The organism is Duganella sp. CT11-25 (genome assembly GCF_047302815.1).
GTDB lineage: Bacteria > Pseudomonadota > Gammaproteobacteria > Burkholderiales > Burkholderiaceae_D > Rugamonas.
Map to the genome: position 1 here is coordinate 476,869 of NZ_JBKBFD010000001.1, position 23,243 is coordinate 500,111.

The 23,243-nt window shown below is 64.0% G+C and carries 21 protein-coding genes; 11 read left to right on the top strand and 10 right to left on the bottom strand.

Translation table 11 applies throughout. The features are described 5' to 3' along the window. Positions 1-20 precede the first annotated feature (20 nt). Genes ACEN9F_RS01930 through ACEN9F_RS01945 form a run of 4 tightly spaced genes read right to left on the bottom strand, consistent with a single transcriptional unit; the run spans position 21 to position 4,996 of the window. Complete coding sequence (locus tag ACEN9F_RS01930; protein ID WP_413417275.1) at positions 21-1,556, bottom strand: chemotaxis protein CheW; 1,536 nt, start codon at positions 1,554-1,556, stop codon at positions 21-23. After that, the gene (locus tag ACEN9F_RS01935; protein ID WP_413417277.1) at positions 1,543-2,094 is read right to left on the bottom strand and encodes a chemotaxis protein CheD; all 552 of its coding nucleotides are present in this window, start codon (positions 2,092-2,094) and stop codon (positions 1,543-1,545) included. The genes ACEN9F_RS01930 and ACEN9F_RS01935 overlap by 14 nt, the downstream gene beginning before the upstream one ends. Before the next feature lie 2 nt (positions 2,095-2,096). After that, the gene (locus tag ACEN9F_RS01940) at positions 2,097-2,930 is read right to left on the bottom strand and encodes a CheR family methyltransferase (RefSeq protein ID WP_413417279.1); all 834 of its coding nucleotides are present in this window, start codon (positions 2,928-2,930) and stop codon (positions 2,097-2,099) included. Between the two features lie 2 nt (positions 2,931-2,932). After that, positions 2,933-4,996: a methyl-accepting chemotaxis protein gene (locus ACEN9F_RS01945; RefSeq protein WP_413417281.1), complete on the bottom strand. Its 2,064-nt coding sequence runs from the start codon at positions 4,994-4,996 to the stop codon at positions 2,933-2,935. A 309-nt stretch (positions 4,997-5,305) separates the two neighbouring features. On the opposite strand from ACEN9F_RS01945, the gene ACEN9F_RS01950 reads away from it, so the two are divergent. Further along, positions 5,306-7,393 (top strand): 3-hydroxyacyl-CoA dehydrogenase NAD-binding domain-containing protein, encoded by a 2,088-nt coding sequence (locus ACEN9F_RS01950; RefSeq protein ID WP_413417282.1) that lies wholly within the window; start codon positions 5,306-5,308, stop codon positions 7,391-7,393. A 197-nt stretch (positions 7,394-7,590) separates the two neighbouring features. Continuing rightward, the gene (locus ACEN9F_RS01955; protein ID WP_413417283.1) at positions 7,591-8,241 is read left to right on the top strand and encodes an FxDxF family PEP-CTERM protein; all 651 of its coding nucleotides are present in this window, start codon (positions 7,591-7,593) and stop codon (positions 8,239-8,241) included. Positions 8,242-8,341: 100 nt separating this feature from the next. Here ACEN9F_RS01955 and ACEN9F_RS01960 read toward each other — a convergent pair whose 3' ends face one another. Both ACEN9F_RS01960 and ACEN9F_RS01965 read right to left on the bottom strand, forming a co-directional pair. Continuing rightward, entirely contained in the window at positions 8,342-9,358 is a 1,017-nt protein-coding gene (locus tag ACEN9F_RS01960) for a hypothetical protein (RefSeq protein WP_413417284.1), read from the bottom strand. A 157-nt stretch (positions 9,359-9,515) separates the two neighbouring features. Next, complete coding sequence (locus ACEN9F_RS01965) at positions 9,516-11,213, bottom strand: MFS transporter (protein ID WP_413417286.1); 1,698 nt, start codon at positions 11,211-11,213, stop codon at positions 9,516-9,518. A gap of 222 nt (positions 11,214-11,435) precedes the next feature. Between ACEN9F_RS01965 and ACEN9F_RS01970 the strand changes: the two genes are divergently transcribed. The 7 genes from ACEN9F_RS01970 to ACEN9F_RS02000 are packed head-to-tail and all read left to right on the top strand — an operon-like array spanning position 11,436 to position 18,319. Further along, positions 11,436-12,614, top strand: a complete 1,179-nt coding sequence (locus ACEN9F_RS01970; protein ID WP_413417287.1) for an acetyl-CoA C-acyltransferase — start codon at positions 11,436-11,438, stop codon at positions 12,612-12,614. A 5-nt stretch (positions 12,615-12,619) separates the two neighbouring features. Next, a complete protein-coding gene (locus ACEN9F_RS01975) occupies positions 12,620-14,470 on the top strand; it encodes an acyl-CoA dehydrogenase (protein ID WP_413417289.1) in 1,851 nt (616 codons plus the stop codon). A gap of 12 nt (positions 14,471-14,482) precedes the next feature. Then, complete coding sequence (locus ACEN9F_RS01980; protein ID WP_413417290.1) at positions 14,483-14,785, top strand: Dabb family protein; 303 nt, start codon at positions 14,483-14,485, stop codon at positions 14,783-14,785. 16 nt (positions 14,786-14,801) lie between these two features. After that, positions 14,802-15,584: an SDR family oxidoreductase gene (locus ACEN9F_RS01985; protein WP_413417292.1), complete on the top strand. Its 783-nt coding sequence runs from the start codon at positions 14,802-14,804 to the stop codon at positions 15,582-15,584. 11 nt (positions 15,585-15,595) lie between these two features. Continuing rightward, a complete protein-coding gene (locus ACEN9F_RS01990; protein ID WP_413426940.1) occupies positions 15,596-16,594 on the top strand; it encodes an NADP-dependent oxidoreductase in 999 nt (332 codons plus the stop codon). After that, a complete protein-coding gene (locus tag ACEN9F_RS01995) occupies positions 16,594-17,499 on the top strand; it encodes an SDR family oxidoreductase (RefSeq protein WP_413417294.1) in 906 nt (301 codons plus the stop codon). The genes ACEN9F_RS01990 and ACEN9F_RS01995 overlap by 1 nt, the downstream gene beginning before the upstream one ends. A gap of 7 nt (positions 17,500-17,506) precedes the next feature. Beyond that, a complete protein-coding gene (locus ACEN9F_RS02000) occupies positions 17,507-18,319 on the top strand; it encodes an AraC family transcriptional regulator (RefSeq protein WP_413417296.1) in 813 nt (270 codons plus the stop codon). Here ACEN9F_RS02000 and ACEN9F_RS02005 read toward each other — a convergent pair. Both ACEN9F_RS02005 and ACEN9F_RS02010 read right to left on the bottom strand, forming a co-directional pair. Beyond that, entirely contained in the window at positions 18,307-18,888 is a 582-nt protein-coding gene (locus ACEN9F_RS02005; protein ID WP_413417298.1) for a LysE family translocator, read from the bottom strand. The two genes, ACEN9F_RS02000 and ACEN9F_RS02005, sit on opposite strands and share 13 nt — an antisense overlap. A gap of 87 nt (positions 18,889-18,975) precedes the next feature. Continuing rightward, entirely contained in the window at positions 18,976-20,040 is a 1,065-nt protein-coding gene (locus ACEN9F_RS02010) for a tartrate dehydrogenase (RefSeq protein WP_413417300.1), read from the bottom strand. 81 nt (positions 20,041-20,121) lie between these two features. On the opposite strand from ACEN9F_RS02010, the gene ACEN9F_RS02015 reads away from it, so the two are divergent. Both ACEN9F_RS02015 and ACEN9F_RS02020 read left to right on the top strand, forming a co-directional pair. Then, on the top strand, positions 20,122-21,042 hold the full coding sequence (locus tag ACEN9F_RS02015; RefSeq protein WP_413417302.1) for a LysR substrate-binding domain-containing protein: 921 nt from the start codon (positions 20,122-20,124) through the stop codon (positions 21,040-21,042). Between the two features lie 10 nt (positions 21,043-21,052). Beyond that, positions 21,053-21,490, top strand: a complete 438-nt coding sequence (locus ACEN9F_RS02020) for a GNAT family N-acetyltransferase (RefSeq protein ID WP_413417304.1) — start codon at positions 21,053-21,055, stop codon at positions 21,488-21,490. Between the two features lie 35 nt (positions 21,491-21,525). On the opposite strand, the gene ACEN9F_RS02025 is transcribed toward ACEN9F_RS02020, so the two are convergent. Continuing rightward, complete coding sequence (locus ACEN9F_RS02025; RefSeq protein WP_413417306.1) at positions 21,526-22,848, bottom strand: hypothetical protein; 1,323 nt, start codon at positions 22,846-22,848, stop codon at positions 21,526-21,528. A gap of 10 nt (positions 22,849-22,858) precedes the next feature. After that, the gene (locus ACEN9F_RS02030; protein ID WP_413417308.1) at positions 22,859-23,236 is read right to left on the bottom strand and encodes a flagellar protein FlaG; all 378 of its coding nucleotides are present in this window, start codon (positions 23,234-23,236) and stop codon (positions 22,859-22,861) included. Positions 23,237-23,243 lie beyond the last annotated feature (7 nt).

Sequence of the window (23,243 nt, forward strand, 5' to 3'; positions counted from 1 at the left end):
TCACTTTACCGCACCGGGACTCAGGCCGCCAGTGCCGGCATCTCGTGCGCCAGCTTGGCCAGCAGGCGGCCGCATTCGAACACGCTGAGCGTCTGGTGGCTGCCGCCGTCGCCGTCGATGTCGATCACTTCATCCATTTCGCTGCGCGGGTCGTTGCCGGCGCCGGCCGCGCGCATCATCTTGGGCGCGGCGAAGCGGCGGTTGTCGTTGACGGTCATGATGTTTTCCACCGCATCGACCATCAGGCCGTAGCGCTCGTCGCCGCGCTCGATCACCAGGATCTTGGCCTGGGACGGATCGTCCAGCGCCGGCATGCGGTACAGGCTGCGCAGGTCGATCACGCTGATCATCTGCTGGCGCAGGTTGAGGATGCCGCGCATGAAGTCCGGCATGCCGGGCGGCCGCGTGATGGCGTCGGAAAAATCGATGATCTCGCGCACCTGCTTGATCTCCACCGCGAAGGTGTTTTCCAGCGCGAAGGTGATGTAGACCTGGCGCTGGCCGCGGCGCGCGTCCTGCTGCTGCGCCTTGCCTGCGGCTTCGTCCTTGGGGTACAGGTTGGCGTGGCCGGCACGCATTTCCGTGATTTCGCTGCTGGAGAAGATCTCGCGGTGGTTCAGGAAGATGATCTCGCCCAGTTCCGGCTTGGAGATGCAGCCGCCGAACATGCCGGCGCGCGCCTTGCTCAGCAGCGGGATCGCCATCACGTCCTCGCTGTAGAAATTGACGATGCTGTCGACCGAATCGACCAGGAAGCCGATGGTCGCGTCGTCGATGCGGGCGATCACGATGCGCTGTTCCGGCCCGAACACGCGCGCGGCCGGATCGCCCTCGGGCGGCGCCACGGTCTGCAGCAGGGCGGTGAAGTCGACCACCGCCACCTGGCTGCCGCGGAAATTGATGCGGCCCAGGCACAGCGCGCTGTGCAAGATGGACGGCTGCAATTCCGGCACGCGGATGATTTCCTGGATCGCCGCCATCTCGAACGCGAACGACGAGCTGCCGACGCGGAAGCTGACGCACTGGCGCCGCTCGCCCTGGCCGCGGCCGGCGTCGCGCCGGGCGGCGCCTTGCAACGCCAGCACTTGCGGCACGTTTTCGATGCGCACCAGCGCGGCCGGATCGAGCACCTGCAGCAGGCGGGCGCCGCAGTCGAGCAGGATGGTGCCGGCCACCACGCCGGGCACTGCGCCCGACGCGTAGCTCAGTGTGCTGCGCTGCTCGGGCCGCACGCGCAGGATCTCGCCGGTGGCGTGGAACAGCAGGCCGATCAGCACGCCCTGGTAGTCGAGGATGGCGATCTTGTCGGCCGGGTCGGGCGCGCGCGCCGCCGGATTGAACACCCGGCCCAGGTTGACCACCGGGATCACCGTGCCGCGCAAGGTGAACACGCCGGCCAGGAACGGCGGCGACAGCGGCAGCGCGGTGATCCTGTCGGGCAGGTTGACCACTTCGCGGATGCAGTGGGCGGGCAGGGCGAATTCGTCGGCGTCCAGCACGAAGGAGCCGAACAATTCGGTGACGGGGGCGGCCTTGGCGGCTTCAGGGTTTTGCATGCGTAGCATCCAGGCTGGTTTTGACGATCTCGCTGACGCGGAAGCTGCCGGTGGCGCAGTCGACCACCAGCGTGCGGCCGCACTTGCCGCCGACCCGGCAGTACTGCACGTTCAGCCCGTGCTGGCGCAGGTATTTCTGCGCCGCGTCGGCGTTTTGCTGGCCGATCTGCAGGCGGCTGGAGCGGGCGTTGAGCATGGTCGCGCCGCCGGCCACCACCACCTCGATATCGGGATAGTCGGCCTCGGTCGCGCCCAGCAGGCGCAACATCGACGGCACGGCCTGGCTGACGTAGCGCGCGCCGAGCTCGTCCGGCAGGACCGGCGCTTCCGGCAGCAGGCAATGGGCCAGCGCGCAGCAGCCGCGCTTCTTCCACAGGAAGGCGATGCCGATGCAGGAGCCGAGCAGGGCCTGCAACTGGCAGCTGCCGGCGCCGATGCTGATGCGGCCCATGCCAACCTGCTGGCAGCCCGCCGCCGGGGCGTCCGGGCCGGCCCAGCTGAAGCTGGACGGTGCGCCGGGGCTGAGGGTGGTCTGCATGATCAGGCTGCCTTGTCGTTGTCTATCATGTACACCATCGGCCGCTCGTAACGGTAGGCGGTGTCGAGGCCGCCGATGGATTCGGATTCGCCCAGGATCAGCCTGGCATGCTGCGCCATGCTCAGGCGCGCCTGGCGCAGCACGGTCTGCACGTGTTCCTGATCGAAATAAATCAAGACGTTGCGCAGCAACACCAGATCGAATTGCTTGTGCGGCTTCAGCGGTGTCAGCAGGTTGTGCTGGGCCAGTTCCACGTGCTGCTTCAGGCTGTCGACCACCTGCAGGCCGTCGCCGCTGGGAAGGAAATATTTTTTGACCCAGTCCGGATGGCTGGCCTGGATGCGCTCGACCGAACGCCCCGCATAGCGGCCGGCGCGCGCCGCCGCCAGGATCTGCTGCGAAATATCGGTCGCATGAATCCGGTAGCTGAAGCCCGGCGTCGCGCCGGCGAATTCCTCGCACAGCATGGCCATCGAGTACAGCTCCTCGCCGCTGGCGGCGGCGGCCGACCAGATGGCCAGGCGCCGGCCCGGATGCGCGGCCCACCACTGCGGCAGGAATTCCTTCTCGACATAGTCCCAGACCTGCGGCGTACGGAAGAACAGCGTGTCGTTGGTGGTGACCAGGTCGATAAAATGAGGAACCTCGGCCCGGTCCTGCTCCACCTTGTCCAGGTAATCCTGGTAGCTGCCGATCGCCAGCAATTGCATGCGCGGCCGCAGGCGCCGCTCCAGCAGCACGCTCTTGCGCTCGCTCATCGCGATGCCGGTGTGCTTGCGCACCAGCGCGATCAGCGCGGTGAGCGTGGCGGGATTCAGTCCGGCGCTGGTCGCCACGATCACACCGTGAAGCCGGCCACGGTCTTGTTCAGGTCGCCGGCGCGCTGGTTCAGGCCCTCGGTCGAGCGGGCGATACTGTCGCAGGCGGCGGCCGACTTCTCGGCTTCCTCGGCGATGTACTGCACCGCCGTGCTCACTTCGCGCGCCGTCAGCAATTGCTCGTTGGTGGCGCTGGAAATGTCGGAGATCGCCACCGTGGTCTTGGCCACGCCGGCGACGATCTTGTCGAAGGCGTCGCTGGCCTGGCGCGAAATCTCGCTGCCGGCCGAGACCCGCTTGACCGATTCGTTGATCAGCTTGGAGATCTCCTTGGTTGCCTGCGACGAGCGCTCGGCCAGCTTGCGCACCTCGTCGGCCACCACCGAGAAGCCCAGCCCGTGTTCACCGGCGCGCGCCGCCTCGATCGCGGCGTTGAAGGCCAGCATATTGGTCTGGCTGGCGATCTCGCTGATGACCTTGACGATCTCGCCGATGTCTTCCGAGGAGCGGTTGATCAGGTCCATCGCCTCGATCGACTTGGCCACGGCCTTGGCGCCGGCCTCGGCTTCCTGCTGGGTGGACTTGGCCAGCGTGTCGGCGTTCGAGGTGTTGCCGGCGATGGCGTTGATGGAATTGGTCAGGCCGTCGATCGACGCGTTCATCTGCTCGACGGTGGCGCCCAGCGCCTGGGTGCCGACCGCCACGCCGTTGGAGCGCTCGGCGATCGTGGTCGAGGCCTCGGCGAAGCCGTTGGCCGACGCCACCACCTCGCCGATGACCTTGCGCAGGTCGGCGATCATCTTGCTGATGCCGCCGGCCAGGTGGTCCAGCGGCTCGCTGCCTTCGACCACGATCTTGCTGGTCAGGTCGCCCCCGGCGGCCAGTTCCACCGATTCCAGCAGGCGCCGGATCTTGGCGCCGTCGGCCTCCGACTTGGCGGCCACCGAGGCTTCCAGATGCACTTGCTCGGTAATATCGATTGCATATTTGACTATTTTATAGGGTTTGCCATTCAAATCCATAATAGGATTATAAGTAGCCTGAATCCAGATTACTTTTCCGTCATTGCCGAGACGCTTATAACGGCCGCTGTCAAACTCGCCACGATTCAATTTTTGCCAGAAACGTTTATATTCCGGACTATTGGCGTATTCGGTTTCGCAGAACAGGCGGTGGTGCTCGCCTTTAATATCGTCCAGGGTATAACCCATGACATCAAGGAAATTATCGTTGGCGCAAAGAACATGGCCTTGCATGTCGAACTCGATCACGGCCTGGGCCTTGGAGATGGCGCTGACCTTGCCTTCATATTCGGCGTTGCGCATCTTGTCGGCCGTCACATCGGTGGCGAACTTGACCACCTTGAACGGCACGCCGTCGGCGTTGAAGATCGGGTTGTAGGAGGCGTGCAGCCACAATTCGCGGCCGCCCTTGGCCACCCGCTTGTACTCGCCGGCCTCGAATTCGCCGGCGCCCAGCTTGTGCCAGAAATGCGCATAGGCTTCGGTCTTGGCGTAGTCGGCATCGCAGAACATGCGGTGATGCTTGCCCTGGACTTCCTCCAGCGTATAGCCGACCGCCTTCAGGAAATTGTCGTTGGCGTTCAGGATGATGCCGTCGAGGCTGAACTCGATGACCGCCTGCGCCTTGCTGACGGCATTGATCTTGCCTTCGAACTCAGCGTTCTTGAGCTTGCTTTCGGTGATGTCGGTGGCGAACTTGACGACTTTGTACGGTTTGCCGTCGGCGTCGATGATAGGATTGTAGGAGGCGTTGATCCAGATCTCCCGGCCGCCCTTGCCGATGCGCTTGTACTCTCCGTGGTCGAACTCGCCGGCCGCCAGCTTGGCCCAGAATTGCTTGTAGGGGGCGCTGCGCGCATAGCCCGGTTCGCAGAACATCGAGTGATGCTGGCCCTGGACTTCGCCCAGCGTGTAGCCGACCGCCTTGAGGAAATTGTCGTTGGCATGCAGGATCGTGCCATCCAGGCCAAACTCGATCACGGCTTGCACGCGATTCAGCGCGGTGTTAATTGCCTGGAATTCCAGAGCTTGCGAGTTAATAGCTTGGTTGGGAGCGTTCATGAGGGTTCCTGATATTATCAACAAAGAACAAATGTCGACGGCGTGACATTTGGTGAGATTCAAAATGATATTCAACGGCAGGAATATATGCGGTGGGTTTTATTATTTACGTTTAAAACCCGAAGCACAAGAAGGCTGTCGGAATTTTCCTAAAGCTGTATTTTCCATGCGACAATTTTTCGACGGACGTGGCGCAAAACCGACAAGATGACCAGGGTTTGCATGACATCAAAAAAATAATACGATCGTTCTTTTATACGGTATAGTAGGCGGGCTACCAGTTCCCACCAAAAAACATAAGGAAGAGACATGACTGCTGAATATCAGGTCCACGGTGCCGTGGCCGTCATCACGCTGAACAATCCGCCGGTCAACGGCCTGGGCCTGGTGACGCGCACCGCCGCCGTCAAGGGCATCCAGCAAGCGCTGGCCGACGCCGCCGTCAAGGCCATCGTCATCACCGGCGCCGGCAAGGCCTTCTCCGGCGGCGCCGACATCAAGGAATTCAACTCGCCGAAAGCGCTGGCCGAGCCCAGCCTGCACACGCTGATCGCCACCGCCGAAAACGCCACCAAGCCGGTGGTCGCCGCCATCCACACCGTCTGCATGGGCGGCGGGCTGGAACTGTCGCTGGGTTGCCACTACCGCGTGGCGATGCCGGGCGCGCAGATCGCGCTGCCTGAGGTCAAGCTGGGCCTGCTGCCGGGCGCCGGCGGCACGCAGCGCCTGCCGCGCGTGCTGGGCCTGGAGATGGCGCTGAACATGATCGTCTCCGGCACCCCGGTGCTGTCCGACAAGCTGGCCGGCACCGCGCTGTTCGACGCGGTGTTCGCCGCCGATGCCGACCTGGTGCAGTCCGCCGTCGCCTTCGCCGAAAAGATCGCCGACGCCCGTCCGCTGCCGAAAGTGCGCGACCGCAAGGTGGACTACCCGAACCACGAAGCCTTCCTGCAATTCTCGCGCAACACGGTCAAGGCCATGTCCGGCCCGTTCCCGGCGCCGCTGGAATGCGTGGAGACCGTGGCGGCCTCGGTCACGATGAAATTCGACGACGGCATGAAATTCGAGCGCGAGCGCTTCCTGCACCTGATCCAGACCACCGAATCGAAGGCGCTGCGCCATGCCTTCTTCGCCGAACGCGTCGCCAGCAAGGTGCCGGACGTGCCGGCCGACACGCCGGTGCGCGCCATTCAATCGGCCGCCGTGATCGGCGCCGGCACCATGGGCGGCGGCATCGCCATGAACTTCCTCAACGCCGGCATCCCGGTCAGGTTGTTGGAAACCAAACAGGAAGCGCTGGACAAGGGCTTGGCGACGATCCGCAAGAACTACGAAAACACCATGAAAAAGGGCAAGCTGACGCAGGAGAAGTTCGACCAGCGCATGGCCCTGGTCAGCGGCACCTTGTCCTATGAGGACATCGGCCAGGCCGACATCGTGGTCGAAGCGGTGTTCGAGGAAATGGGCGTCAAGGAAACCGTATTCCGCAAGCTGGACGAGGTGATGAAGCAGGGCGCCATCCTGGCCACCAACACCTCGACCCTGGACGTCGACCAGATCGCCGCCTTCACCCAGCGTCCCGGGGACGTCATCGGCACCCACTTCTTCTCGCCCGCCAACGTCATGAAACTGCTGGAAATCGTGCGCGGCGCCAAGACCGGCAAGGACGTGCTGGCCACCGCGCTGGCCTTGTCCAAAAAGCTGAAGAAGACCGGCGTGGTCTCGGGCGTGTGCGACGGCTTCATCGGCAACCGCATGATCGAGCAGTACAGCCGCCAGGCCGGTTTCCTGCTGGAAGAGGGCGCCTTGCCGGAACAGGTCGACAAGGCCGCCGAAAAATTCGGCTTCGCCATGGGGCCGTTCCGCATGGGCGACCTGGCCGGCAACGACATCGGCTGGGCCATCCGCAAGCGCCGCTACGTCGAGAAGCCGGAAATCAGCTACTCGAAAACCGCCGACCTGCTGTGCGAAATGGGCCGCTACGGCCAGAAGACCGGCGCCGGCTGGTACGACTACAAGGCGGGCGACCGCAAGGCCTACGCTAACGAGCAGGTCAACGCCATGATCGTCCAGCACTCGGCCGACCTCGGCGTGGCGCGCCGCAAGATCAGCGACCAGGAAATCGTCGAGCGCCTGGTGTACTCGCTGGTCAACGAAGCGGCCAACATCCTGGAAGAGGGCATCGCCCTGCGCGCCTCGGACATCGACATGGTCTACCTGACCGGCTACGGCTTCCCGCTGCATCGCGGGGGGCCGATGTTCTACGCCGATACGGTGGGCTTGCCGAACGTGCTGGCCGCCATCAACAAGTACGCCCAGGGCCATCACGGCGAGGCCTGGAAGCCGGCCGCGCTGCTGCTCAGGCTGGCCGAAGAAGGCAAAGTCTTCAACGGCTGATGTAGCGGAATGCTCACATGCCTTAAAGAAATTTTAATGGCATGTGAGCATTCTTCCAAAAATCCCGGTACAATCCCGCCTAGCAGCACTACTTCCTTCGACGCCCTAAAAAACGGTTCGAGTCGCAGCGTGAACAACCGGCATCCCCATCGATGCCGCACGTTACCACCCAACCCATTCATTTTTTAGAGGCTCTCATGAAACGCACCATCATCGCCGCCGCACTGGCAATCGCAGCAATCTCGTCCGCGCAAGCGGCAGCCATCACCGGCCTGGCCAACACCGGCACCGGCGCCGGCGGCACCCTGGACAGCCACTACACGCTGACCGCCGCCAGCAGCGACACCACGATCGCCGCCGTCGTCCCGACCATCACCTACGACAACCAGTGGCCGATCAGCCCATGGCTGGCGAACGACGGCATTTCCAAGTGGATCACGCCGACGGCCAGCCAGTCGCAGACCTTCGACGCCTCGAGCGCCGGCACCTACACCTATTCGCTGTCGTTCGACCTGAGCGGCTACAACGCCGCCAGCGCCGCCTTCACCGGCCGCCTGGCCGCCGACAACTCGGTGGTCGTCAAACTCAACGACCAGGTCATCTCGACTGCCAGCGGCTTCACCGACTGGACCAGCTTTGCCGCCAGCAGCGGATTCGTCTCCGGCGTCAACACGCTGAACTTCGTGGTCAGCAACTGGGCGCAGAACGGCGGCAACCCGACCGGCCTGCGCGTCGAGTTCGCCTCGTCCCAGGTGGCGGCGGCCGTACCGGAACCGGAAACCTACGCCATGATGCTGGCCGGCGTCGCCTTGCTGGGCGTCGTGGCGCGCCGCCGCAAGGCCGCGTAAGTCCCGCGACCAACTCCTTGATTCAGCCTTCGGCCGCCTTCTCCAGGCGGCTTTTTTTTGTTTTGAGGAATCGTGCGGTCGCGCGCTTGGCCGCCGCGCGTCAGATGTGCGGATCCCGGTCTGGTGCGTTGGTCTCGTCTTCCATCGAGGCGCGCAGGGACTGCATGTGCTGCAACGCGGCTTCAAGCTTCTCTCGCCCTGGCGTTGCGATCGCGGCACCGACGGCCAGGTTCGCGTTTTGAGCCTTTTGTATCAAAGCTTGCAGGCGCTGCAAAGCTCCTATGTGCCCGCTCATGCCCTGTCCCTGGAGCCAGGTTCCTACCAGCGGGGCTTTCAGCGCGGTTTGGCACAGGATGATGATGGGCTCCGCCGTGGCGTTGATGCGCTCATGGATTCGGGTGGCGCTATTGCTGTAGGCCAGCGCCGCCTGTCGTGCGCTGGAAATCGACTTCGTGAAGTCGGCAACCTGGTCGGCCGCCCACTCGCCGCTCTTGACCCGTTCAACGATGGTTTTGGTATTCGACGCCAGCAGTCCGATTTCGTTGCGGTATTGCTGCAACGCCTTGAAGTCTGCCAGCGTGATTGCCTTCTCGACGTTGACAATCACCTCCTGGGCCTTGTTGCTGAACGCCACCAGGTCACTTTCCAGATACCGTGAATTGGCAAGCGATGCGCCGCCAAACATGCCCAGGATCGGGCTGGCGGCGTCAATCACCTGTGCCACGGTATCGACGTGGGTGAAAAGGAGTTCGTTAAGATGTCGAATGGCCTTGACCGATTCGCGCGAGAATTCTTGTGCCGTTTCGATGGTTTTTTCATATTCCTTCACGCTGCGCTGAATCTCCCTGCGAACGCGTGTGCCGGCGATCAATGCTGTCAGGAAGCCTCCCGTGATGAGCGCGGCTCCGAGTCCAAACACCGCCTGCCAGTCGCGGGAAAGCGGTTGGCGCAGGGGCGCGATGTTCAACGCGAATACGTAAGCAAAGGTGATCAACGTCCCAATACCGATGGCAACCAGCGGGTAGCTGCCTTTCCGGAACCAACCGTCGATCAGCCTGGATATTTCAAGCGAAGCATTCACCACCCCATCGCCGCTGTTCCCGGACCGTGCATTCATCGTCGCCTCATGGTAGAAAATCAGATGTCAATATGGTTTTCTAAATCTAAAAGGGGAATGTCTATTAGCTAATTGTATGACAAATTGACAAATAGAAACGAGCGGCCAAAAAAAAGGCCGCTATCGCTAGCGGCCTTGGTCATTGCAGCGGGACTAATCAGTCGGCTGCGTAGATGTCGTTGTTTTTGGTTTCGCCGACGAACAGCGCGCCGATCACCGCGGTGATCAGGGCGATGATGATCGGATACCACAGGCCGTAGTAGATGTCGCCCTTGAACGCCACCAGCGCGAACGAAATGGTTGGCAGCAGGCCGCCGAACCAGCCGTTACCGATGTGGTATGGCAGGGACATCGAGGTGTAGCGGATGCGGGTCGGGAACATTTCCACCAGCATCGCGGCGATCGGGCCGTACACCATGGTCACATACAGCACCAGGATGAACAGGATCAGGACCATCATCGGCTTGTTCATCTGCGACTCGTCAGCCTTGGCCGGGTAGCCTGCGGCCTTGATCGCGCCGCCGACTTCTTTCTTCAGCGCGGCTTCGGTGTCTTTCGACGTCTTGTCGAAGTTCAGGCCATCGGCGGTCAGCACGGCGTTGAACGAGGAGATTTCCTTGTCGCCGATCTTGATCTTGGCGACGCTGCCGGCCGGCGCGTCCTGGGTGGTGTAGTTCACCGAAGCGTTGGACAGCATGCTGGTGGCGATATCGCACGACGAGGTGAATTTCTTCTGGCCGGTAGGATTGAACTGGAAGTGGCACGACGAAGGATCGGCGACCACCACCACCGGCGAGTTTTTCAGTGCGGTTTCCAGCGCTGGATTACCGTAGTGGGTCAGGGCGCCGAACAGCGGGAAGTAGGTCGCCGCAGCGATCACGCAACCGCCCAGGATGATCCATTTGCGGCCGATCTTGTCCGACAGCACGCCGAAGAAGATGAAGAACGGGGTGGCCAGCGCCAGCGAGATCGCGGTCATGATGTTGGCGTTGGCGCCGTCGATCTTCAGCACTTGCGTCATGAAGAACAGCGCGTAGAACTGGCCGGTGTACCACACCACCGCCTGGCCCATGGTCAGGCCGACCAGCGCCAGGATCACGACTTTCAGGTTTTTCCATTGGCCGAACGCTTCGCTCAGCGGCGCTTTCGAAGTCTTGCCTTCGGCTTTCATCTTGGCGAAGGCCGGCGATTCATTCATCGACAGGCGGATCCACACGGAGATACCCAGCAGCAGGACCGACACCAGGAACGGCACGCGCCAGCCCCAGGCGTTGAACGCCTCTTCGCCGACGGCGGTACGGGTGCCCAGGATCACCAGCAGCGACAGGAACAGGCCCAGCGTCGCCGTGGTCTGGATCCAGGCGGTGAACGAACCGCGCTTGCCGTGCGGTGCGTGCTCGGCCACGTAGGTGGCCGCGCCGCCGTATTCGCCGCCCAGCGCCAGGCCCTGCAGGATCCGCAGCGAGACGAGGATGATCGGCGCCGCGATGCCTATCGCCGCATACCCGGGGAGCAAGCCGACAATGAAGGTGGAGGCGCCCATGATCAGGATGGTGATCAGGAAGGTGTACTTACGGCCGATCATGTCGCCCAGGCGGCCGAACACCAGCGCGCCGAATGGACGCACGATGAAGCCGGCGGCGAACGCCAGCAGTGCGAAAATAAAGGTGGTGGTCGGTTCGCCGATGAAGAATTGCTTGGCGATGATGGGGGCGAGCGAGCCGTACAGATAAAAGTCGTACCATTCGAAGACCGTGCCCAGCGAGGACGCAAAGATCACCTTGCGTTCTTCCGCCGTAATGCCGGTATCCTTGGGCAGGTTGCGCGGGTCGGCGGTGCCTGTTGTTGATGCCATGATTTTGTCTCCTGTAATTTTTGGATTTTCCCCAGCCGAGATAGTTACTTCTTCGTCAGCTTGAAACGCAGTGTGGACGCTTAACCTTACGTCATGCTTGCTCCAAACTTACGCCAAGCTTACAAATTGGGTGGGGAAAACTTCTTTGAAAATTTACGAACGACCGTACTAAAATATGCTATTCTGGATCCAACTAAAACCACCTTCCCATAGGAGACTTTCATGATAGATGCCGTCATTGTTTCGACCGCCCGCACCGCCCTGGCCAAATCGTGGAAAGGCGCGTTCAACATGACGCACGGCGCCACGCTCGGCGGCCACGCGCTGCAAGCGGCCATCGCGCGCGCCGGCATCGAGTCGGGCGAGGTCGAGGACGTGCTGGTCGGCTGCGCCAATCCGGAAGGCGCCACCGGCGGCAACATCGCCCGCCAGATCGCGATACGCGGCGGCTGCCCGGTCACCACCGCCGGCATGACCATCAACCGTTTCTGCTCGTCCGGCCTGCAGACCATCGCCACCGCCGCCCAGCGCATCATCGCGGGCGAGGGCGACATCTACGCCGCCGGCGGCGTCGAGTCGATCTCCTGCGTGCAGCAGGAAATGAACATGCATATGTACAAGGAAGTCTGGCTGTCGCAGCACAAGCCGGAAATCTACTGGCCGATGCTGCAGACCGCCGAAACCGTGGCCAAGCGCTACAACATCAGCCGCGAGCGCCAGGATGAATACGGCGTGCAAAGCCAGCAGCGCGCCGCCGCCGCGCAAGCCGCCGGCCTGTTCGATGCGGAAATCGTGCCGATGACCACCGTGATGGGAGTGGCCGACAAGGCTTCCGGCCAGCTGCTGTCGCGCGAAGTGACCATTTCCGCCGATGAAGGCATCCGCGCCGACACCACGTATGAAGCGGTGTCCAAGATCCGCAGCGCGGTGCCGGGCGGCGTCATCAGCGCCGGCAACGCCAGCCAGTTCTCGGACGGCGGCTCGATGGCCATCGTGATGAACGCGCAGACCGCCGCCGCCAAGGGCCTGGCGCCGCTGGGCGTGTTCCGCGGCTTCGCGGTCGCCGGTTGCGAGCCTGACGAAATGGGCATCGGCCCGGTGTTCGCGATTCCCAAGCTGCTGAAGAAAGCCGGCCTGAAGGTCGAGGACATCGGCTTGTGGGAGCTGAACGAAGCCTTCGCCGTGCAAGTGCTGTACTGCGCCGACAAGCTGGGCATCCCGATGGACCGCCTGAACGTCAACGGCGGCGCCATCGCCGTCGGCCATCCCTACGGCGTGTCCGGCGCGCGCCTGGTCGGCCATGCGCTGATCGAAGGCAAGCGCCGCGACGTCAAATATGTGGTCGTCACGATGTGCATCGGTGGCGGCCAAGGTGCGGCAGGCTTGTTCGAAGTGGTGTAAGCCAGATGCAGTCGACCATCCTGTCGCGCCGCGACCTCGCCTTCATGCTGTACGAATGGCTGGATGCGGAGGCGCTGAACAAGCGTCCCCGCTTCCAGGATCACAACCGCGAAACCTTCGATGCGGCGCTGGACACCGCCGAACAGCTCGCCACCGAGCTGTTCGCGCCGCACAATAAAAAGAGCGACAGCCACGAGCCGCACGTGGTGGACGGCAAGGTGCGGATCATCCCGGAGGTGAAGGTTGCGCTGGACGCCTTCTCCGCCGCCGGCCTGATGGCGGCCGGCCAGGACTACGAGCGCGGCGGCATGCAGCTGCCGGTCGTGGTCGACAAGGCGCTGGCGGCGTACTTCACCGCGGCCAACGTCGGCACCTCGGCCTACACCTTCCTGACCATGAGCAACGCCAACACCTTGCTCAAATGCGGCACGCCGGACCAGGTGCGGCGCTTTGTCGAGCCGATGCTGGCCGGGCGCTTCTTCGGCACCATGTGCCTGTCCGAGCCGCAGGCCGGTTCCAGCCTGTCGGACATCGCCACCCGCGCCGTGCCGGACGGCGAACACCAGTACCGCCTGACCGGCAACAAGATGTGGATCTCGGCCGGCGAACACGAGCTGGCCGACAACATCGTCCACCTGGTGCTGGCCAAGATTCCCGGCCCGGACGGCAAGCTGATCCCCGGCGTCAAGGGCATCTCGCTGTTCATCGTCCCCAAGTTCCTGGTCAACGACGACGGCAGCCTCGGCGGGCGCAACGATGTCGTGCTGGCCGGCCTGAATCACAAGATGGGCAATCGCGGCACCACCAACTGCCTGCTGAATTTCGGCGAAAAGGGCGGCGCCATCGGCTACCTGGTCGGCCAGCCGCACCAGGGCCTGGCCAATATGTTCCACATGATGAACGAGGCGCGCATCGCGGTCGGCCTGAACGCGGCGGTGCAGGGCTACACCGGCTTTCTGCACGCCCTGGATTACGCCCGCAGCCGTCCGCAAGGCCGCCATCCGGCGCAAAAGGATCCGGCCCAGCCGCAACTGCCCATCATCGAGCACACCGACGTGCGGCGCATGCTGCTGGCGCAGAAAGCCTATGTTGAAGGCGGCCTCGGCCTGGTGCTGTACAGCGCCCGCCTGGTCGACGAACAACAAAGCGCGGAAACGCCGGAAGCCCGCGAACATGCGGGCCGCGTGCTGGATTTCCTGACGCCGATCACCAAATCCTGGCCATCGCAATGGTGCGTCGAGGCCAACAGCCTGGCGATCCAGGTGCACGGCGGCTACGGCTACACGCGCGAATACAACGTCGAGCAGTTCTACCGCGACAACCGCCTGAACGCGATCCACGAAGGCACGCACGGCATCCACGGCCTGGATCTGCTGGGCCGCAAGGTTTCCATGCAGGACGGCGCGTTGTTCAAGGCTTTCGGCGCCGAGCTGCGCAAGACGGTGCGCAAGGTGCGCGGCAGCGTGGCGAAGCCCGGTTCGATGGCCGGCGCCGGCGCCGAGCTCGAAGCGGCGGGCGCCGAACTGCTGGCGCATGCCGATGCCCTTGATTCCGCGTGGCAAGCCGTGGAACAAGTGACGCAGAAGCTGTATGCTGTCGGCGACATGAACAAGACGCTGGCCAACGCCAGTCTCTATCTGGAAGCGGTCGGCCACGTGGTGGTGGCCTGGATCTGGCTGCAGCAAGCCTTGCTGGCCGCGAGCGCGCTCGATGGCGGCGACCACGATTTCTATCGCGGCAAACTGCAAGCCTGCCGTTACTTCTTCCGTTGGGAACTGCCGAAAGTGGCGCCGCAGCTGGAGCTGCTGGCCAGCATAGATACCACCACGCTCGACATGCGGGATGCGTGGTTTTAACCAGGATAAAAAATGCTCAAACATATAGTGATGTGGAAACTGAAGGAACACGCCGAAGGCGGCGACCGCAAGACCAACGCCGCCAAGATGAAGGTCATGCTGGACGATTGCGCCGGCCTGGTGCCGGGCATCTTGAAGTTTGAGGCGGCGCTGGCGCAGCCCGGACTGGAAGCGACCTACGACGTGATCCTGTATTCCGAGTTCACCGACAAGGCCGCGCTGGACGCTTACCAGAATCATCCGGACCATGTGGCCATCAAGCCATTCTTCGGCGCCGTGCGCGACGAACGCCAGTGCATGGACTACGAAATCTAAAAGAAAGAAGGAGACTATGCGTACTACACAAGAACTCTTTTCGCTGGCCGGCAAGACCGCGCTGGTGACCGGCGGCTCGCGCGGACTGGGCCTGCAAATGGCGCTAGCCTTGGGCGAGCAGGGCGCCAAGGTGGTCATTTCGGCCCGCAAGCAGGCCGACCTCGATGAAGCCGTCGCCTTCCTGTCCGGGCGCGGCATCAGCGCCCACGCCGTGGCCGCCGACCTGTCGCAGGACGCGCACGCCGAAGCATTGGTCACCGCCGCACTGGCCCACCTCGGCCACATCGACATCCTGATCAACAACGCCGGCGCCAGCTGGGGCGCGCCCGCCGAAGACCACCCGCTTGAAGCCTGGGACAAGGTCATGGACCTGAACATCCGCAGCATCTTCGTGGTGTCGCAGTTGGTCGGCAAGCGCTCGATGATCCCGCGCAAGTCCGGCCGCATCATCAACATCGCCTCCATCGCCGGCCTGGCCGGCAATCCGCCCGGCACCATGCAAACCATCGCCTACAACACCTCCAAGGGCGCGCTGGTCAACTTCACGCGCACGCTGGCGGGCGAATGGGGCCGCCATGGCATCACCGTCAATGCGCTGGCGCCGGGCTTCTTCCCATCGAAGATGACCAAGGGCTTGCTGGAAAAACTCGGCCCGGACGAACTGGCCAAGGACGCGCCGTTGAACCGCCTCGGCGACGACGAAGACCTGAAAGGCGCGGCGGTCCTGTTCGCCTCCGACGCGGGCAAGCACATCACCGGACAGATCCTGGCGGTCGACGGCGGCGTATCGGCGGTCTGAGCATGATCGTGATCCCCGAGAACTACCAGCGCATGGTGCTGGCCGCGCGTCCGCGCGGACCGGTCGCGCCGGAAAACTTCCGGCTGGAGACCGTGCCGGTGCCGGACCTGGCCGACGGCCAGGTGCTGATCCGCAACCACTACCTGTCGCTGGACCCGTACATGCGCGGCCGCATGAGCGCGGCCAAGAGTTACGCCGCCTCGCAGGCGCTGGACGAGACCATGATCGGCGGTACCGTCGGCCAGGTGGTCGCCTCGCGCAACGCGCATTACCAGCCGGGCGAATTCGTCGGCGGCATGCTGGGCTGGTCCGAGATGGGCGTGTCCGACGGCCTGCTGCTGCGCAAGCTCGACACCACGCGCATCCCGCTGTCCGCCTTCCTCGGCGTGGTCGGCATGCCGGGCATGGCGGCGTGGTACGGCTTCAACCGGATCATGGAAGCGGCGGCCGGTGAAACCGTCGTCGTCTCCGCCGCCAGCGGCGCGGTCGGCAGCGTGGTCGGCCAACTGGCCAGGCTGCGCGGCTGCCGCGTGGTCGGCGTCGCCGGCGGGCCGGAGAAATGCGCCCACGTCGTCAACGATCTCGGCTTCGACGCCTGCATCGACTACAAGGCCGGCAAGCTGGAGGCCGACATGGCCGCCGCCACGCCGGACGGTGTCGACGCCATCTTTGAAAACGTTGGCGGCGCCTGCCTGGATGCGGCCCTGGCACGCACCAACGCCTTCGCGCGCATCGCGCTGTGCGGCATGATCGCCGGCTACAACGGCCAGGAAATGCCGATCAAGAACGCGCGCCTGCTGCTGATCAACCGCCTGAACCTGCGCGGCTTTATCATCACCGAGCACATGGAATTCTGGCAGCAGGGTTTACAGGAGTTGGCCGTGCTGGTCGCCAATCATCAAATCAAGTATCGCGAATCGGTAGCGGACGGCCTGGCCGCGGCGCCCGAAGCGTTCATGGGCCTGCTGCAGGGGCGTAACTTCGGCAAACAACTGGTAAAGCTCATCTGATGAAAACATTCAAAGACAAAGTCGCCGTCATCACCGGCGGCGCAAGTGGCCTGGGCCGCGAATTCGCCAACGTGGCGGCGCGCGAAGGCATGAAGCTGGTGCTGGCCGACGTGCAGCGCGATGCGCTGGACCGCGCGGTCGAGGAGCTGAAGGCGCAGGGCGCCAGCGTCATCGCCGCCGTGTGCGATGTGCGCAAGAGCGAGCAGGTGCAGGCGCTGGCCGATGCCGCGATGGCCGAATTCGGCGCCGTGCACCTGGTCTTCAACAACGCCGGCGTGGGCTCCGGCGGGCTGATCTGGGAAAACACCGAGGCCGATTGGGAATGGGTGATCGGCGTCAACGTCTGGGGCGTGATCCATGGCGTGCGCATCTTCACCAAGCTGATGTTGGAGACGGCGGCCAAGGATGCCTCCTTTGAAGGCCATATCGTCAACACCGCCTCGATGGCCGGCTTGCTGAACGCGCCGGCGATGGGCGTGTACAACGTCTCCAAGCATGCGGTGGTGTCGCTGTCGGAAACGCTGTACCAGGACTTGCAGCTGGTCGGCGCGCCGATCGGCACCTCGGTGCTGTGCCCGTACTTCGTGCCGACCGGCATCAGCCAGTCGCACCGCAACCGTCCCGATGACGTCGGCATGACGGCGCGCCCGACCGCCAGCCAGCTGGCGGCGCAGGCGATGACGGACAAGGCGGTTTCGTCCGGCAAGGTCTCGGCGCAGGACGTGGCCGAGCTCACCTTCAAGGCCATCGCCGACGGCCAGTTCTACATCTACTCGCATCCGGGCGCGCTGGCCGGCGTGCAAGAGCGCATGGAGCATATCGTCGCCGGCACCAATCCCGGCGACCCGTATGCGGCCACGCCGCATGTGCGCGAGGCGCTGCGTGCCAAGATGAAGCTGGGCTGACCGCGACATGAGCCGGCACCAGGCATTCTGGCGCGATCCGGACCTGCCCTTTGTCGAGGTGCGGGTGGTCCACGACGGTCGGGAAGTCAATCATGCGCGCCATTTGCATGAGACTTTTTCCGTCGGCGTCATTACCGGTGGCCGCAGCAGCTACGAGAATGGCGCGCACCGCGAGGTGGTCGAGCAGGGAACGGTAGTCGTCATGAATCCTGGCGACGCCCATGTCTGCAATGCCATCGACGGTGGCGGCTGGTCCTATCTGATGTTTTACCTCGACGCCGAATGGACCGGCCGTATCCAGGCCGGGCTGCGAGGCGAGGAGGGCTGCGCATTCCGTCGGTACGACAAGGCGGCGCTGTTCGCTCCGCAGCTCTGCGAGGCCGGGGCGCAACTGTTCGCGGCCTTGACCGACGCCGCCGGCGACCGGCTCCAGCGGGAGGTCGGCATCGTCGACTTTGTCGCTTTGCTCGACGGCGAACTGGCGCCCGGCGCGGCGTCCGCGACCGACGGCGGATTGAAGACCGAGCGCGTGGCGCAGTATATCGATGCCCATTTTGCGCAGGCGCTCCGGCTCGACGAGCTCTGCGCCGAAGCGAACCTGTCCGCATCGTATCTGATCCGCGCTTTCAAGAAGCGCTACGGCGTCGCGCCGCATGAATACCAGACCAACCGCCGCATCCAGTTTGCCAAGGCCCGGCTACGGGAGCACATGCCGCTCGCCCAGGTCGCGCTGGAGGCGGGTTTCGCGGACCAGGCGCATTTTCAACGTGTGTTCAAGCGGCTGTCGGCGGTAACGCCGGGGCAGTATCAGAGCAGATAGATCACGCTCGCCACGAGCATGGCGGCCATGGTGCGATTGAAGAACCGCACCTGGTGCGGCGCGCGCAGATACCGCTGCAGGAAGCTGCCGGCCAGCACCCAGCTGGCGATGGATAGATAGCAGATCACGAAATAGATGCCGGTGAACAGCCAGACAGCGCCGGCATCCCCCTCCGATGCATAGGTTCCCATCCCCGCCACCGAGGCCAGCCACGCCTTGGGGTTGAGCCATTGCATGGCGGCGCCCTGCGATAGCGACGGTTTCCCCAACGCCGCCCCTGCGTCCAGTTCGCCGGCGTCCGTGGCCAGCCGCCACGCCATGTACAACAGGAAGGCGACGCCGGCCCAGCGGATGGCATCCGTCAGCCATGGCAGTTGAATCAGCAGCTCATGCAGGCCCAGCCCAATCAGCAGCAATAGCAGCGTGAAGCCCACCGTGGCGCCCGTGACGTGCGGCATGCTGGCGGCGACGCCGTAACGGACGCCGCTTCCCAGCGCGACGACGTTGACCGGGCCCGGTGTAATTGAGGAGACCAAGGCAAAGGCCGCCATCGATAACAATATACTCATGGACTACCCCTTTCATATGCGCGATGTGGCAGATGATAGGGATGGCCGGCGTCGCCGTATTGAAGGAAATTGACCTGAACCGGGCGCTTACGCCAGCTTGGCCGCGATGGCCTTGCCGGCGTCCGTGGTGCTGGCCGTGCCGCCCAGGTCCGGCGTGTGCGGGCCGTCCAGCAGGTAGGCTTCGATGGCCGCCAGGACCGCATCATGCGCGTCGCGATAGCCAAGGAAGTCCAGCATCATGGCGCCGGACCAGATCATCGCGACCGGATTGGCGATGTTCTTGCCGTAGATGTCAGGTGCCGAGCCGTGCACCGGCTCGAACAGCGATGGCAGCTTGCGGTCCGGGTTGAGGTTGGCCGATGGCGCGATGCCGATGGTGCCGGTGCAGGCAGGCCCCAGGTCCGACAGGATGTCGCCGAACAGGTTGGACGCCACTACCACATCGAACCGCTCCGGCGACAGCACGAAGCGCGCCGACAGGATATCGATGTGGTACTGGTCCCACTTCACGTCCGCGTAATCCTTGCCCATCAGCGCCACGCGCTCGTCCCAGTACGGCATGCTGATCGAGATGCCGTTGGACTTGGTGGCCGAGGTCAGGTGTTTTTTCGGACGGCTCTGCGCCAGCTCGAAGGCGAATTTCAGTACGCGGTCGACGCCGGTGCGGGTGAAGACCGCTTCCTGCAGCACGAACTCGCGCTCCGTGCCTTCGAACATCTTGCCGCCCACGGACGAATACTCGCCCTCGGTATTTTCGCGCACGATGTAGAAGTCGATATCGCCCGGCTTCTTGTTGGCCAGCGGGCAGGGCACGCCGGGCATCAGCCGCACCGGGCGCAGGTTCACGTACTGGTCGAAGCGCCGGCGGAATTGCAGCAGCGAACCCCACAGCGAAATATGATCGGGCACGATATCCGGCCAGCCGACCGCGCCGAAGAAGATTGCCTCGACTCCCTGGAGCTGCTCGAACCAGTCGTCCGGCATCATCTTGCCATGGGTTTGGTAGTAGTCGCAGTTGGCCCAGTCGAAGGTGGTCCACTCGATCTTGATGCCGAAGCGCCGCGCCGCCGCGTCCACCGCCCGTATGCCTTCCGGCATGACTTCCTTGCCGATGCCGTCGCCGGCGATGATGGCGATTTTATGTGTCTTCATTCAAGCCTCCTGAAAGACTCAGGATAGCGCGTTCTCGTGCGTTTATAATTGGCGGTAATGTGATATCATAAAACACGTATTGTGAATAATAAAATCGAAAACGACGACCTGCGCGTGTTCGTTGCCGTCGCCCGCAAATCCAGCTTTGCCGCGGCGGCGGCCGAGCTGGGCATGTCGCCGGCCTATGTCAGCAAGCGCATTGGCATCCTGGAGGCGACGCTGGGTATCCGGCTGTTCCACCGCACCACGCGGCGGGTGGTGGTGAGCGAGGACGGCGAGCAGGTGTTTGCCCGTGCCCAGGCCATCCTCGCCAGCCTGGACAGCCTGTTCGACGATGTCGCCGAGCGGCAAGGCGTGCCGCGTGGCCAGTTGCGCATCAGTAGCAGCTTCGGCTTCGGCCGCAACCTGGTCGCGCCGGCGGCGGCCAGGCTGGTCGCGGCGCACCCGGAGTTGCACATCCGTTTCGAAGTGTTCGACCGGCTGGTGGACATCGTCAGCGAGGGTTTCGATCTCGACATCCGCGTCGGCGACGAGATCGCGCCGCAGCTGATCGCGCGCAAGCTGATGGCCAACCACCGCATCCTGTGCGCCGCGCCCGGCTACCTGGCGCGACGCGGCACGCCGCGCAACCTGCAGGAACTGGCCGGCCACGATTGCCTGGCGATCAAGGAGCGCGACATGCCGTTCGGCGTATGGCGGCTGCGCGGCGGGGCGGGGCCGGAGGAAGCGGTCAAGGTCACCGGCGCGCTGTCGACCAACCACGGTGAGATCGCGCTGCAATGGGCAGTGGCCGGTGCCGGCATCGTGCTGCGCTCGCTGTGGGACGCGCAGCCGCATCTGGAGAGCGGCGAACTGATGCACGTCCTGCCCGAATACCGGCAGGACGCCAACGTCTGGGCGGTGTATCCGCAGCGCCTGGCCAGCTCGGCCAAGGTGCGCGTGTGCGTGGACTTCCTTGAGCGGCATCTTGCGTGCGACAATCGCGGTTTAGCCAATTCATAATCACTCGCCTATGACCGCCAACGCCCAATACGACATCCGTTTCGGAGACTGGACCGCCCTCAGCGCGGACGCCAAAACCATCCGTTTTGAAGTCTTCGTCGAAGAGCAAAAAGTCCCGGCCGAACTGGAGATGGACCAGATGGACGCCGTCTGCCTGCATGCCGTCGCCTACGACGCTGCCGGCACGCCGATCGGCACCGGCCGTTTGCTGCCGGATGGACATATCGGCCGCATGGCGGTGCGCAAGGCGGGGCGCGGCACCGGCGTCGGCAGCGCCTTGCTGCAAGGCCTGATGGCGCAAGCCCGCGCGCGCGGCGACAAGCAAGTGGTCCTGAGCTCGCAGACCCACGCCGCGCCGTTCTACGAACGCCACGGCTTCGCCATCGATGGCGACGAATTCTTTGAAGCCGGCATTTCGCACATCAACATGCAGTACACCTTTGCCTGAAGGCGCACCGCCAGGACGCATATGACGCAGCAGGCCTAGTACTGCCTGAGCAGTTGCTGGATCCTGTCCAGCGCGGCCGTCACGTCGGTCGTCACGTCCTGCCGCACGCCCTCGTGCAGATCGGCGATCATGCGCGCGCTGATGCACAGGCGCAGCGCGCCGGCGGCCGGCTGGCCCAGATGAAAACGCCGCACGCCGATGCCGGGAAGCTGTAGCTGCCGGTAGATGGCGCGCGTCTCGTCGACGCTCAATACATGGCCTTGCGCGCCCTTGAGCTGGAAAGGGAAGACCGTCTGCATCTGGTCCCAGCCGGGCGGAACGCCCAACGCTGCCCGGTCCAGCGGCGCCACCGGCAACGGCGTGAACGCTTCGCGCGCGGCCAGCCCGGCCAGGACCGCATCCGCAAATTGTCTCGTCCAGCGTTGCCGCGCCGGCTGCGGCACGGCCGCGAAGCGCGCCATCTCGGCCAGCGCGGCCTCCCAGCGCAGCAGCAAACCGAAGTTGCAGCGCGCCGACGACAGTTCGATCACATTCGACGCCATGCCGCGCGGCAGCAGCAGGGCGCCGCTGAAGGTCGGGCCGGTCATGAACTTGGAGCCGGTCAGCGCCAGCATGAAGCCGTGGGCCAGGTAGGCGCGCACGGTCGCCGGATCGATGCGGAACTGGCAGGCATCGACCAGCACATCCAGGTGATCCGGCCAGCGGGACCTCAGCGCCAGCACCGCCGCGATGCCGGGCGCGATCAGCCCGGTCTTGCTGACATCGGTGAGCACCAGCAGCACGCGCTGGCCGATGGCCGCCGCCGCATCGACGATGGCGGCATACTCGGCGTCGACCTCGTCCGCATCGCGCAGGCTGCCGTCGGCAAGGCGCGAGGCCACCAGATGCGGCGCGCCTTGCCGTGGCCCGAGCAGTGCGGACGGCACGCCGCCGCCGGTTTCGCCCGGCTCGATCAAGACGATGCACTGCGGCCGGCGCAGGTTCGCCGCCAGCATGAACAAGTCGGTGCCCGAAGGCGCCAGGATCGCCATCGGATCATCTCCCTCCGCATAGCCACAGTAGTGCAGCAGCCGCTCCCGCACGCGCGCCGCCGCACGGCGGTAGACCGTTTGCTGGGATTCGGTGCGCAGTTGCCGCTCGCATTGCTGGCGCACGGCCGCTGCGGCTTGAAAGGAGGTGAGGGAGATGTTGGATGCCGTGACGGAGCCGAGGGCAACCAGTTCTGTATCCGGCGTCGGCCGGCAACCGTAGCGGGTGCGGCCGCTGCCGCCGTCCAGTGCGAGACGCTCGTCGCCGCCGGAGATTAAGAGTGCTGTCGTGGAGGGCAGCTGAAGGAGGTCGGCGTCGTCGTTTATCAAGTCGGTGTGGTCAAGCCGTGCTGTCGATCAGTAAGCCCTTGAGGCTGCTCAGGTTCTTGCCGATCTCCAGCGATTGCTCGGAGGGGAACTGACGCAAGACTTTCTTGGTTTCCGTGTCGATCACCTTCACGACGGACATGCCGCTGTCCTCGTCGATACTGAAATGTACCTCACTATTATCTTCCAGGAAACGATTTATCGCGTCTACGGAATTTCTTAACTCAGTTTTACTCGGAACCCTGGTCGCGGAATCCTCTTTCGAGGCGACAATAGGCTTTGCGGCATCCACACCGGCGCTTTTGGCGAGCGCAGGGAACGACGTCGCGGCCGGCGATGCGGCGGCTGCGGGAAGCAAGTCCAGGCGGGTGATGTTGGTGCCGGTATCCATGATGGTC

What these genes read in the sequence shown, in the direction of transcription:
- ACEN9F_RS01995 (WP_413417294.1), top strand. Translation starts at nt 16,594, where the DNA reads ATGAAAACATTCAAAGACAAAGTCGCCGTCATCACCGGCGGCGCAAGT.
- ACEN9F_RS02000 (WP_413417296.1), top strand. Translation starts at nt 17,507, where the DNA reads ATGAGCCGGCACCAGGCATTCTGGCGCGATCCGGACCTGCCCTTTGTC.
- ACEN9F_RS02030 (WP_413417308.1), bottom strand. Translation starts at nt 23,236, where the DNA reads ATGGATACCGGCACCAACATCACCCGCCTGGACTTGCTTCCCGCAGCC.
- ACEN9F_RS02005 (WP_413417298.1), bottom strand. Translation starts at nt 18,888, where the DNA reads ATGAGTATATTGTTATCGATGGCGGCCTTTGCCTTGGTCTCCTCAATT.
- ACEN9F_RS01980 (WP_413417290.1), top strand. Translation starts at nt 14,483, where the DNA reads ATGCTCAAACATATAGTGATGTGGAAACTGAAGGAACACGCCGAAGGC.
- ACEN9F_RS02010 (WP_413417300.1), bottom strand. Translation starts at nt 20,040, where the DNA reads ATGAAGACACATAAAATCGCCATCATCGCCGGCGACGGCATCGGCAAG.
- ACEN9F_RS02020 (WP_413417304.1), top strand. Translation starts at nt 21,053, where the DNA reads ATGACCGCCAACGCCCAATACGACATCCGTTTCGGAGACTGGACCGCC.
- ACEN9F_RS01960 (WP_413417284.1), bottom strand. Translation starts at nt 9,358, where the DNA reads ATGAATGCACGGTCCGGGAACAGCGGCGATGGGGTGGTGAATGCTTCG.
- ACEN9F_RS01965 (WP_413417286.1), bottom strand. Translation starts at nt 11,213, where the DNA reads ATGGCATCAACAACAGGCACCGCCGACCCGCGCAACCTGCCCAAGGAT.
- ACEN9F_RS01930 (WP_413417275.1), bottom strand. Translation starts at nt 1,556, where the DNA reads ATGCAAAACCCTGAAGCCGCCAAGGCCGCCCCCGTCACCGAATTGTTC.
- ACEN9F_RS01955 (WP_413417283.1), top strand. Translation starts at nt 7,591, where the DNA reads ATGAAACGCACCATCATCGCCGCCGCACTGGCAATCGCAGCAATCTCG.
- ACEN9F_RS01945 (WP_413417281.1), bottom strand. Translation starts at nt 4,996, where the DNA reads ATGAACGCTCCCAACCAAGCTATTAACTCGCAAGCTCTGGAATTCCAG.
- ACEN9F_RS01935 (WP_413417277.1), bottom strand. Translation starts at nt 2,094, where the DNA reads ATGCAGACCACCCTCAGCCCCGGCGCACCGTCCAGCTTCAGCTGGGCC.
- ACEN9F_RS01970 (WP_413417287.1), top strand. Translation starts at nt 11,436, where the DNA reads ATGATAGATGCCGTCATTGTTTCGACCGCCCGCACCGCCCTGGCCAAA.
- ACEN9F_RS01985 (WP_413417292.1), top strand. Translation starts at nt 14,802, where the DNA reads ATGCGTACTACACAAGAACTCTTTTCGCTGGCCGGCAAGACCGCGCTG.
- ACEN9F_RS01950 (WP_413417282.1), top strand. Translation starts at nt 5,306, where the DNA reads ATGACTGCTGAATATCAGGTCCACGGTGCCGTGGCCGTCATCACGCTG.
- ACEN9F_RS01975 (WP_413417289.1), top strand. Translation starts at nt 12,620, where the DNA reads ATGCAGTCGACCATCCTGTCGCGCCGCGACCTCGCCTTCATGCTGTAC.